At 67.6% G+C, this 11,085-nt stretch carries 10 protein-coding genes; all 10 read left to right on the top strand.

Annotated features, from left to right (window positions below; translation table 11 throughout):
• The first annotated feature begins 482 nt into the window (after nucleotides 1–482).
• The 10 genes from BLS42_RS04465 to BLS42_RS04420 all read left to right on the top strand — a co-directional run bounded on the left by BLS42_RS04465 (nucleotide 483) and on the right by BLS42_RS04420 (nucleotide 10,995).
• Nucleotides 483–1,118, top strand: coding sequence for a DedA family protein (locus BLS42_RS04465; protein WP_090577023.1), 636 nt, complete (start codon nucleotides 483–485; stop codon nucleotides 1,116–1,118).
• Nucleotides 1,119–1,262: 144 nt separating this feature from the next.
• A complete protein-coding gene (locus BLS42_RS04460; RefSeq protein ID WP_090577020.1) occupies nucleotides 1,263–1,982 on the top strand; it encodes a DedA family protein in 720 nt (239 codons plus the stop codon).
• Nucleotides 1,983–2,014: 32 nt separating this feature from the next.
• Nucleotides 2,015–3,172, top strand: coding sequence for an adenosine deaminase (locus BLS42_RS04455; RefSeq protein ID WP_090577017.1), 1,158 nt, complete (start codon nucleotides 2,015–2,017; stop codon nucleotides 3,170–3,172).
• Nucleotides 3,173–3,293: 121 nt separating this feature from the next.
• Complete coding sequence (locus tag BLS42_RS04450) at nucleotides 3,294–3,899, top strand: MazG nucleotide pyrophosphohydrolase domain-containing protein (protein WP_090577014.1); 606 nt, start codon at nucleotides 3,294–3,296, stop codon at nucleotides 3,897–3,899.
• Between the two features lie 198 nt (nucleotides 3,900–4,097).
• Nucleotides 4,098–5,378, top strand: coding sequence for a phosphopyruvate hydratase (eno, locus tag BLS42_RS04445; protein WP_090577011.1), 1,281 nt, complete (start codon nucleotides 4,098–4,100; stop codon nucleotides 5,376–5,378).
• Between the two features lie 86 nt (nucleotides 5,379–5,464).
• Nucleotides 5,465–6,172, top strand: coding sequence for an FtsB family cell division protein (locus tag BLS42_RS04440; RefSeq protein ID WP_090577008.1), 708 nt, complete (start codon nucleotides 5,465–5,467; stop codon nucleotides 6,170–6,172).
• Between the two features lie 114 nt (nucleotides 6,173–6,286).
• Nucleotides 6,287–7,021 carry a DUF501 domain-containing protein gene (locus tag BLS42_RS04435; RefSeq protein WP_256336244.1) on the top strand — a complete coding sequence of 245 codons (735 nt, stop codon included), beginning with the start codon at nucleotides 6,287–6,289 and terminating at the stop codon, nucleotides 7,019–7,021.
• Complete coding sequence (locus tag BLS42_RS04430; protein ID WP_090577005.1) at nucleotides 7,018–7,995, top strand: Ppx/GppA phosphatase family protein; 978 nt, start codon at nucleotides 7,018–7,020, stop codon at nucleotides 7,993–7,995. Before BLS42_RS04435 ends, BLS42_RS04430 begins: the two co-directional genes overlap by 4 nt.
• Before the next feature lie 61 nt (nucleotides 7,996–8,056).
• The gene (locus tag BLS42_RS04425; RefSeq protein ID WP_090577002.1) at nucleotides 8,057–9,481 is read left to right on the top strand and encodes a S8 family serine peptidase; all 1,425 of its coding nucleotides are present in this window, start codon (nucleotides 8,057–8,059) and stop codon (nucleotides 9,479–9,481) included.
• A 38-nt stretch (nucleotides 9,482–9,519) separates the two neighbouring features.
• Nucleotides 9,520–10,995 carry an NAD(P)/FAD-dependent oxidoreductase gene (locus BLS42_RS04420; protein ID WP_090576997.1) on the top strand — a complete coding sequence of 492 codons (1,476 nt, stop codon included), beginning with the start codon at nucleotides 9,520–9,522 and terminating at the stop codon, nucleotides 10,993–10,995.
• The last annotated feature ends 90 nt before the right edge of the window (nucleotides 10,996–11,085 follow it).

The raw sequence follows: 11,085 nt of genomic DNA, 5'->3' as shown, positions 1-11,085 counted from the left end.
CTCGCCAATCTTGGCGTAACTGAGCCCGCCCCGCCGGCCCATCTGGATCATTCCCCGCTCAGCCAGGTTCAATGCCCGGCCCCCCGGCCCTTCGGCCGTGGGCGCCGGATCCGAAAGACCCCCGACGGGCCCCATGTCCACAGTCATCATCCGGCCAGACTGGGCCCACCAGTTCCTCCCGGTCCCATGAGTGGCTCCGACACGCCGGGCCGCAGCAAGAATCGACATCCCTGCGCACACCAGATCGAAGAACTCAGTGCGCGCATCCAGGGAAAACACATTGACCATCAAACGCTCCATCAGTCAGAGCGTTGCTGCGACCATATGACTCTGCCCCCGGTTTAGCCGCCATAGGTGATAGGGCAAGCGGCGGCAGCGGCCGGCGGTACACTGACTCCACAGCAGTACCCTTTCAAGCGCAGGCCCGGCTCCGGCCGAGCCTGCGCTTGGATCTATCTGGTCCCGCCGCGCGTTAGGAAGCTGTGCAGGCAATCAACGACTTCATCCTCGCCGCCGCAGGGCAGCCCTGGGTCCTTGTCCTGGTTTTCGCCTGCTGCGTGATCGACGGCTTCTTTCCGCCGATCCCGAGCGAGTCGGTGGTGGTGGGCCTGGCTGCAGTCGCCGCCACGGCGGATGTTCCCAATCCGGCGCTCCTGATCGCCACCGCCGCCGCAGGTGCATTCCTGGGCGACAACCTGGCTTACCTGATCGGCCGTCGGGCCGGAACGCGGCGCTGGGCATGGATGCGCGGCCCCCGCATGCAGGCGGCCTTCCGCTGGGCCGGACGGGAGCTGCGGAAACGCCCTGCCTCACTGATCCTCGTGGCGCGCTTCGTCCCGATCGGACGGGTGGCCGTCAACCTGACCGCCGGCGCCACACACTATCCACGGAGCAGATTCGTCAGCCTGACGGTACTTTCGGCGCTGCTGTGGGCGGGCTACTCGGTGGGGATCGGCCTGTTTGTTGGCCCGTGGTTTGCGAAAAACCACGTGCTGGGCGCGGCCATTGCGATCGTCTGCGCCATTGTCCTGGGCGTCATCCTGGACCGCGTGATCAGCAAGGTGCGCGGCCGCAGTCCGGAGGAACCAACGCATTCCGTTCCGCCCGCCGAGTCCTAGGCGGATTGGCCCAGCCCGTGGGACACTTAGGAGCGATTTGCGTCACGCTAGCTGGCCGCACTTCGTCCAACGTTCCACCCACTGTCATCGCATGTACGTTACGGCTTAGTTGTCCGTTCCCAGTCATCAAGGAGCGCCGCTCGCATGGAGTTCATAAACGAGGCCGTGCTCCATGCCGCTGGCCAGTGGTGGATCTACCCCCTTTTGCTGGTCTTCTTCTTCGTGGACGGCTTCGCGATGGTGGTCCCCAGCGAGACCCTCATCGTTGCCCTTGCGGCGTACTCCGTGCACAGCGGCCAGCCCAATCTGTGGATTCTCGGCCTCACGGCGCTCGTTGGGGCGATGGCCGGCGACAACATGGCGTACATGCTCGGCCGCAAGATTGGCCTTGAGCGGTTCCGGTGGATGCGAAAACCGAAGGTTCAAAAGGTCTTCGGGTGGGCACACTATGAACTCGAGAAGCGCGGCGCCGTCTTGATCTTCACCGCCCGATATATCCCGTGGGGCCGTGTCGCCGTGAACTACGTGGCGGGCACGACGGCGTTCCCGCACAGGAGATTCTTCTTCCTCGACGCCTTCGCGTGCCTCACGTGGGTGGGCTACTCGATCGGCATCGGCGTCCTGGCCAGTTCCTTCCCGTGGCTGCACCATAACCCGCTTCTCAGCGCGGGGATCGCGGTGGTGTTCGCGATTGTGCTCGGCGTCCTCATCGACCACCTCCTGCGCTGGTGGCACAAACGCCTTGGCCGCAACGACGCCGGGCCCGTCCAGGCCGACGCCGAATTCGTCCCGGAATCCGCTTCCGGGATGCAGGGCACGATGCTGGCCGGTCCGTCTACTGAGGCCGGGGTATCCAGAAAGTAGCTTCCGGCGCCCAGCGACCCTATGGTTGGAACGTGACTGAGACTATTCCTGACGCTGCCCCTGACCTCGACTTCGACCTGAAGGTCCTTCCCAAGGTTTCCCTGCACGACCACCTGGACGGCGGACTCCGCCCGGCCACCATCATTGAACTCGCGGAGGCTGCCGGCCACACGCTGCCCTCCACGGACCCCGTCGCGCTGGGGGAGTGGTTCCGCGAATCCGCCGACTCCGGCTCCCTGGTCCGTTACCTCGAGACCTTCGACCACACCATCGCCGTGATGCAGACCAAGGAAGGCCTGTTCCGCGTCGCGAAGGAATTCGTCGAAGACCTGGCGGACGACGGCGTCGTGTACGGCGAGGTGCGCTGGGCGCCCGAACAGCACCTGCAGAAGGGCCTGAGCCTGGACGAAGTGGTGGAGGCCGTGCAGGCAGGCCTCGAAGCCGGCGTGGACGCCGTGGCCGAGACCGGCCGCGACATCCAGGTGGGCCAGCTCATCACCGCCATGCGCCACGCCGATCGCGGCCAGGAGATCGCCGAACTGGCTGTCCGCCACCGCAACAACGGCGCCGTCGGCTTCGACATCGCCGGCGCCGAGGACGGCTTCCTGCCGTCCCGCTTCAAGGACGCCTTCACCTACCTGGCCCAGCACAACTTCCCGGCCACCGTCCACGCCGGCGAAGCCGCCGGCCTGGACAGCATCCAGTCGGCACTCGTCGACGGCCGGGCCCTGCGCCTGGGCCACGGCGTCCGGATCGCCGAGGACGTCACGATCGAATTCGAAGATGACGAAGACGCGGACGCCCAGGGCGACGAAGTCAACGACACCATCGGCATGGTGACCCTCGGCGAGCTCGCCAGCTGGGTCCGCGACCGCGGCATCGCCCTGGAGATCTGCCCCTCCTCGAACCTGCAGACCGGCGCTATCGCCGGCTTCGGTGAGGGCATCGAAAGCCACCCGCTGGACATGCTCTATCAGCTCGGCTTCAACGTCACCATCAACACCGACAACCGGCTCATGAGCGGAGTCACGCTGACCGACGAGTTCGAGCTCCTGGTTGAGACGTTCGACTACGACCTCGACGACCTGCTGGAGCTGACGCTGAACGCAGCCGAGGCCGCCTTCCTCCCGCTCGAGGAGAAGGAAGCCCTCGTGGAATACATCAACGAGGCCTACGCCGACCTTGGCTAACGAGGACACCCCACCCATCCAGGGGCTGGCTGGGCCCACGCCAGCCGGGGTCCCCGGCCGAGCTTGCGAGGTCGGGGCGCTGGTGGGGACGATTGCGGCCCTGCGCGAGCACTGCCCCTGGATGGGTGCCCTCACCCACGAGTCCCTGGTGGAGTACCTCCTGGAGGAGGCCTACGAGGTCGCGGAGACCATCGAGACGGCCGGCGGCGACGCCGAACTGAAGTCCGAGCTGGGCGACGTGCTGCTTCAGGTGGTCCTGCACGCCCGGCTCGCCGAGGAGCGCGGCGCCTTCGACCTCGACGGCGTCGCCCGCGGACTGACCGCCAAGATGATCCGCCGCAACCCTCACGTGTTCCGGCCCGACGGCTCGCTGCAGGATTCCTTCCCGGCAACGGTGGAGGAGATCGTCCTGAAATGGGATGCCGTCAAGAAGGCCGAAAAACCGGAACGCGGCCATGTCTTTGACGGCGTTCCTGCCGCCCTTCCGGCCTTGGCCCGGGCCCAAAAACTCCTGGACCGGGCCGAACGCGCGCACCTGCCACCGGCCACCGGCCAAACCGCCGTCGGCACCGCCGTCGAAATCCCGGCCACCGAGGAGGAACTCGGCGACCTCCTGTTCGGGATCGCGGCGGGTGCTCGGGCCGGCGGGCTCGACGCCGAGCGCGCTCTCCGCGGAGCCCTCCGCCGCTTCCAGGACAGCAACGGCTCGACGCCCTCGGCGCAATAGCGCAAAATACCGCCACAATGGCGCAGGAAAAATACCGTCGGCATCATGACGTCCGGGGGTTGGATAGGTTTCCGTAACTTATCCCGCTCTCGACTACGCTAGTAGCGACGACGACGTCGGCTTTTTCGTACTTGATGTACATCCAGAGTCCAAGCAGTCAGATTCCCTGCAGATCGCTTCACCCAAAGGAGCATATCCATGGCGCTTATCGATGCCATCCACGCCCGCGAGATCCTCGATTCCCGTGGCAACCCGACCGTAGAAGTTGAAGTCCTGCTCTCGGACGGCCAGATCGGCCGCGCAGCAGTTCCCTCCGGCGCTTCCACCGGCGAGCACGAGGCCGTTGAACTCCGCGACGGCGACAAGGGCCGCTACCTCGGCAAGGGCGTCCAGAAGGCCGTCGACGCGGTCATCGACCAGATCGCCCCGGCCCTGACCGGTTTCGACGCGACTGACCAGCGCAGCATCGACCAGGCCATGATCGACCTGGACGGCACCCCCAACAAGGGCAAGCTCGGCGCCAACGCCATCCTGGGTGTCTCCCTGGCCGTGGCCAACGCTGCCGCCGCCTCCGCAGACCTGCCGCTGTACAAGTACCTCGGCGGTCCCAACGCGCACGTCCTGCCCGTGCCGCTGATGAACATCCTCAACGGCGGCTCGCACGCCGACTCCGACGTGGACATCCAGGAATTCATGATTGTCCCGATCGGCGCCGAGACCTTCTCCGAGGGCCTGCGCTGGGGTGTCGAGGTCTACCACAACCTCAAGTCCGTCCTGCAGGCTAAGGGCCTGTCCACCGGCCTGGGCGACGAGGGCGGCTTCGCCCCGAACCTGCCGTCCAACCGTGCCGCCCTGGACCTGATCCAGGAAGCCATCAAGAACGCCGGCTATACCCCGGGCAAGGACATCGCACTGGCCCTGGACGTCGCCTCCTCCGAGTTCTTCAAGGATGGTGCCTACCAATTCGAAGGCAAGGCACTTTCCGCCGCCGAGATGAGCGCCTACTACGCCGAGCTCGTGGCCGACTACCCGCTGGTTTCGATCGAGGATCCGCTGGACGAGAACGACTGGGAAGGCTGGAAGACCCTCACCGACAGCATCGGCGACAAGGTCCAGCTCGTGGGCGATGACCTCTTCGTCACCAACCCGGCCATCCTGCAGCGCGGCATCGACACCAAGACCGCGAACTCGCTGCTCGTCAAGGTCAACCAGATCGGTTCCCTGACCGAGACGCTGGACGCCGTGTCACTGGCCCAGCGTGCCGGTTACACCACCATCACCTCGCACCGCTCTGGCGAAACCGAGGACACCACCATTGCCGACATCTCCGTTGCCACCAACGCGGGACAAATCAAGACCGGTGCCCCGGCACGCTCCGAGCGCGTTGCCAAGTACAACCAGCTGCTGCGCATCGAAGAGGAACTCGATGACGCCGCACGGTACGCCGGACGCAGCGCGTTCCCGCGTTTCAAAGGCTAGTTAGCCGCGAAAACCGGTAACCGGTGGCTATGGTTGAAAGACCATGGCCACCGGTTCTGTTTTTGGTCCGCATTTGAAGGAGTGACATGGCTACCCGACGCCCCAATGTTCCCCGGGCTACGCCTGCGGCCGCCAAGGCTGCTGCCGCCAAGCCTGCGGCCACTGGCCTGGGGGCAGCAGACGACGGCGGCGAAGTCATCCAGGCGGACTTTGGCGGCTCCCGCAGCGGCGCGCCGACGCCGGCAACGCCCTCCGGCGCTGCGCCTGCCTCTCCACGTGCGTCAGCACCCGCAGCGGGCAAGCAAGCCGCCGCAAAACCGGCAACCCGGCCGGCACCCGGCAAGGCTGGCGGCAAAGCCGCGAACGGGACCGCCGCAGGAAATGCGGACGAATCCCTCGACCCGGTGCCCGCCAAGGCGTTCTCGGGCCGGCTGCTTGCGCTCGGCGTCGTGATGATTGCCATCACCATCCTGCTGGCCCCCACCGTCAAGATCTTCCTCGACAAACGCGCCGAAATCGCGGCGCTGCAGGCCGACATCGCGGCCAAGCAGACCAAGCAGGAGGACCTCAAACGCCAGGTTTCGCGGTGGCAGGATCCCAACTACGTGAAACAGCAGGCCCGCGACCGCATTAACATGGTTATGCCCGGAGAGACGGGCTACTGGGTATTCGGCAGCGATCTTCCTGCCTCACAGCCCAGTGGCGCGGCGGGTGCAGCATCAGCACAAGACCCGGCCAACCTGCCGTGGGTGGACTCCCTCTGGGAGTCCATCAGGCGATCGGCAACAGACTAGAAGCGGCGCCCGCCGCCGGGATTGTCCCGCGGACAATCCGGAACAGGGCAGGAAGGTGCCACTCCCGTGGACGAGAACCGAGTGGACCAGAACCGAGCGGACGAGAGCACCCCGGTGCAGACAGCCCAGACTCCGGCGCCACGGCACAGGGCCAGCACCCCGGAGGCCTCCCGCCTGCCGTCGCCACACGACCTCGAGGTCCTGAGCCGCCAGCTGGGCCGGCCCGTGCGGGACGTCGTCGAAATCCCGGCCCGCTGCGTCTGCGGAAACCCGCTCGTGGCCGCCACCTCGCCGCGGCTCAGCAACGGTACGCCGTTCCCCACCACGTTCTACCTCACGCACCCGGTGATCACCTCGGCGGTGTCGCGGCTGGAGGCCGCCGGGCTGATGAACGAAATGAACGACAGGCTCGCCGCCGACGCCGGCCTCGCGGCCCGGTACCGCGGCGCCCACGAGGCGTATCTGGCCTCCCGTGCCGAGATCGGCGCGCGCTCCGGCATTGGTGCGGTTCCGGAAATCGACGGCGTCTCGGCCGGCGGAATGCCGGCGCGCGTCAAATGCCTGCACGTTCTCGTGGGGCACTCGCTGGCCGCCGGGCCGGGCGTGAACCCGCTCGGTGACGAGTCGATCGCGGCCATCGCCGAATGGTGGACGGTGGACCGCTGCTACTGCGTCGGCGCCTGGGACACCGGCGGCGAGGCCCCGTCCCGGGACCTCAGCCGCCATGGACCGCAAGGCCTGCCGGAGATCGTGGGCCGGCCCGCCCCTGTCCGCAAGTCCCGGGCCGCCGCCGGCACTGCTGACACCGCCGGCACTGCTGACACCGCCGATGCGGGGGAGTCCCAGTGACCCGGGTCGCGGCCATAGACTGCGGCACCAACTCGATCCGCCTGCTCATCGCAGATGTGGGCGCGAGCGTGAACACAGATACAGACGGCGCAACCGGGCAACCCACGCCGCGGCTGACCGACATCGTGCGGGAAATGCGCGTGGTCCGGCTGGGCCAGGGCGTGGACTCCACAGGTGAACTTGCCCAGGAAGCGCTCGAGCGCACCTTCGCCGCGACCCGGGACTACGCCGCCCTCATCCAAGAGCACGGCGTCGACAAAGTGCGCTTCGTGGCCACCTCCGCCACCCGCGATGCCAGCAACCGGCAGGTCTTCGTCGACGGCATCCGCGGCATCCTCGGCGTCGAACCCGAGGTGATCACCGGCGACGAGGAAGCCGCGCTGTCCTTCGCCGGCGCCAGCAGTGTCCAGCCCTCCCGCGGGGAGGACCCCGTGCTGGTGGTGGACCTCGGCGGCGGAAGCACGGAGTTCGTGCTGGGCAACGCCGACGGCGTCATCGCCGCCCGTTCGGTCGACGTCGGCTGCGTCCGGATGACCGAACGGCACCTGCGCAGCGATCCGCCCACCCCGGAGCAGATCGCAGCGGCTGAGGCCGACGTCGACGCCGCCATCAGCGAGGCGGCACAAACCGTTCCGCTGGAACGCACCACGGTCGTCGTCGGCGTGGCGGGTTCCGTCACCACCATCACGGCGCATGCGCTGCGCCTGCCGGAGTATTCGCCGGCCGCGATCCACGGCACCGAACTGGACCTGGACGCGGTCTGGAAGGCATGCACCGAGCTGCTCGAAATGACCCGCGAGGAACGGGCCGCGCTGCCGTACATGCACCCCGGGCGGGTGGACGTGATCGGCGCCGGCGGCCTCGTTTGGCGGCGGATACTGCAACGCCTGGCCGATGTCACGGGCGGGCGCATCACCACGGCAGTGAGCAGTGAACACGATATTCTTGACGGAATTGCCCTCAGCATCCGATGACCCCCAGCAGTTGTGCCCCCGCGCGCGCCGTGCCGCGGGCGCATCCGCCGATAGGACCTGAATGACCAGAGCAACAGCCCGGCGCCGCCGGACCGCCTCCGCGTTGATGGCCTTGGCCCTTGCCGGCGGAGCGTCTACGGCGGCGCTGACCCTAGCCACACCCGCCTACGCCGACTCCTGGCGGGACAAGGAATACTGGCTCGCCGAATCCGGCATCACCAAAGCCTGGGACGTTTCCAAGGGAGCCGGCGTCAAAGTCGCCGTGATTGACAGCGGCGTGGACGGCAAACATCCGGATCTGGCTGGCGTGCTCGGCGGCGGCGTCGACATCTCCGGCGCAGGCAGTGCCAACGGCCAGGCGAGCATCGGCGCCAAACCCGAACACGGCACCCTGGTGGCCACCATGCTCGCCGGGCGCGGGCATCAGGCGCCCGACGCAAGCGCCAAACCGAGCGCCAAACCGAGCGCCAGCGCCACACCCGGCTCTGGCCCCGCCGTTGGACCGGAAGGGATCGTGGGCGTCGCCCCGGAAGCCCAACTGCTGTCCGTCTCCACCTGGCTGGGTTCCGCCAACCCGGGCGGCAAGAGTGACCAGGCCCAGATCCCGGAGGCAGTGCGCTGGGCCGTCGACAACGGCGCCCGCGTCATCAACATCTCCCTCGGCAGCACGTCGCCGGCATGGCCGCAGAGCTGGGACGCGGCATTCCTCTACGCAGAACAGAAGGACGTCGTAATCGTCGCCGCCGCGGGCAACCGCGTAGGCGGAAACGTCCAGGTCGGCGCGCCGGCCACGATTCCCGGTGTCCTGACGGTCGCGGGCCTGGACCGCACGGGCGCGGCCAGCATCGACTCCTCCTCACAGGGCATCAGCATCGGCGTCGCTGCTCCCGCCGAGGACCTGGTCGGCGGCATGCCCAACGGCGGCTATGCCGAGTGGGCGGGCACGTCCGGGGCCACGCCCATCGTTGCCGGCGTCGCTGCCTTGATCCGCTCCAAATGGCCCGAGATGTCCGCGAGCCAGGTCATCAACCGGATCGTCAGCACGGCCAAGGACGCCGGGGCGCCAGGGAAGGATCCGCTCTACGGCTTCGGCGTGCTGAACGCCGAGGCCGCACTGAAGGCCGATGTTCCGGAAACCAAGGTCAATCCGCTGGGATCGATTTCGGACTGGATCCGGGTCCACCGGCGCGGAAACCTCGCCACGACTGCATCTGCTGCGGCGCCCGCGCCCTCCAGCGCTGCGCCCACGCTGCCCGAAGCGACCGTGCCGGTCGCGGAGAAGCCGTCCCAGCTGGACAGCGCCCTGCCGGCCGCGGTGGTCCTGGGCTTCGGCTGCCTGCTCGTGGGAATCGTGGTGGCCGCTGCCGTCCAGCTGCGGGCCGCGATGCGAAGGCCGCCAAAGAACGGGCCCGACGGACCGGACAAATCCGAACCCGGCGCCGAACCCGGGGCCGCGGATCCGGCGGCCTCCAGCAACCCGTCATAGTTAGTGAAGGTTTTCACAAACTACGGTATTCTTGACGCATGGCATCCTCCCCTCAGCTCCAGGACCGTCCCCGGGTACTCGTCGTCGGCGGCGGGTACGTCGGCCTGTATGTAGCCCTTAAACTTCAGAAAAAGATCGCGAATGCAGGTGGCATCGTCACCCTCGTGGATCCGCTGCCCTACATGACCTACCAGCCCTTCCTGCCGGAGGTTGCCGGCGGCAACATCGAGGCGCGCCACGCAGTCGTCTCGCACCGCCAGCACCTGAAGCAGACGGAACTCATCCAGGGCCGCGTCACCTCAATCGACCACGCCAACCGCACGGCAGTGGTCGCACCCTCCGACGGTGGCGACACCTTCGAGGTTCCCTACTTCGACGTCGTCCTGGCCGCTGGCGCCATCACCCGCACGTTCCCGATCAAGGGCCTCGCGGAAAAGGGCATCGGCCTGAAGACCATCGAAGAGGCCGTCGCCCTGCGCAACAAGGTTCTCGAGCGCATCGAGACCGGCTCGCTCATGACGGACCCCGTTGAGCGCGCCCGCGCCCTGACGTTCGTCGTCGTCGGCGGCGGCTTCGCCGGCATCGAGTGCATCACCGAAATGGAAGACCTCGCCCGCGCCGCGGTCAAGAACAACCCGCGTATCAAGCAGGAGGAAGTCCGCTTCGTCCTGGTCGAGGCAATGGGCCGCATCATGCCCGAGGTCACGGCGCCGCAGGCCGAATGGGTCGTCGAACACCTCCGTAGCCGCGGCATCGAGGTGCTGCTGAACACCTCCCTCGACAACGCCGAGGGTTCCCTGAAGCTCATCAACCTCCCGGACAAGAGCCCGGCCCAGGAATTCGAGACTGACACCCTGGTCTGGACTGCCGGCGTGCAGGCCAACCCGATGGTTCGCTCCACCGACTTCCCGCTCGAGCCGCGCGGCCGCGTCCGCGTCCTGGCCGACCTGCGCATCGCAGGCGACGAGGGCATCATCGACAACGCCTGGGCCGCCGGCGATGTCGCTGCCGTTCCCGACCTCACGGGCAGCGGCCTGCCGGACGGCACCTGCGTGCCGAACGCCCAGCACGCGCTGCGCCAGTCCAAGCGCCTCGCCAAGAACCTGTGGGCCTCCCGCTGGGACAAGCCGCTCAAGGATTACAAGCACAAGAACCTGGGCGCCGTCGCCGGCTTCGGCGAATGGAAGGGCGTTGCCAACATCAACCTCCTGGGCCGCATCGGCCTCAAGGGCCCGCTGGCCTGGCTGGCGCACCGCGGCTACCACGGCATGGCCATCCCGACGTTCGAGCGCAAGATCCGCGTCATCTCCGGCTGGATCTGGGCGTTCTTCCTGGGCCGCGACACCACGCAGCTGATGGACCTGGACAACCCGCGCGGCGCGTTCGTGGCCGCAGCGACGCCGGCCCCGAAGCCGGCCGCTGCCCCGGAAGCCGCCAAGGCCGAAGCCAAGCCTGAAGCCAAGCCTGGCACCACGGCGGCGTCGAATGAATCGGTCCCGGCAGACGCCAAATAACTGCTGGCCCTAACGGCTTCCAGTACTCTGGCGGTTGACTTACGACGGCGGCTGTTCCCCTCCGGGGGAGCAGCCGCCGTTTTCGTTGCG

It is taken from the genome of Arthrobacter sp. ov407 (genome assembly GCF_900102895.1).
In the GTDB taxonomy this organism is placed as follows: domain Bacteria; phylum Actinomycetota; class Actinomycetes; order Actinomycetales; family Micrococcaceae; genus Arthrobacter.
The sequence above is the reverse complement of the archived record's forward strand: the minus strand, read 5'-3'. Positions and strand labels throughout refer to the sequence as shown.

Bases quoted from the DNA above. Each gene is read 5' to 3' on its own strand.
- BLS42_RS04460 (WP_090577020.1), top strand. From the start codon at position 1,263: ATGGAGTTCATAAACGAGGCCGTGCTCCATGCCGCTGGCCAGTGGTGG.
- BLS42_RS04450 (WP_090577014.1), top strand. From the start codon at position 3,294: ATGGGTGCCCTCACCCACGAGTCCCTGGTGGAGTACCTCCTGGAGGAG.
- eno (WP_090577011.1), top strand. From the start codon at position 4,098: ATGGCGCTTATCGATGCCATCCACGCCCGCGAGATCCTCGATTCCCGT.
- BLS42_RS04440 (WP_090577008.1), top strand. From the start codon at position 5,465: ATGGCTACCCGACGCCCCAATGTTCCCCGGGCTACGCCTGCGGCCGCC.
- BLS42_RS04425 (WP_090577002.1), top strand. From the start codon at position 8,057: ATGACCAGAGCAACAGCCCGGCGCCGCCGGACCGCCTCCGCGTTGATG.
- BLS42_RS04420 (WP_090576997.1), top strand. From the start codon at position 9,520: ATGGCATCCTCCCCTCAGCTCCAGGACCGTCCCCGGGTACTCGTCGTC.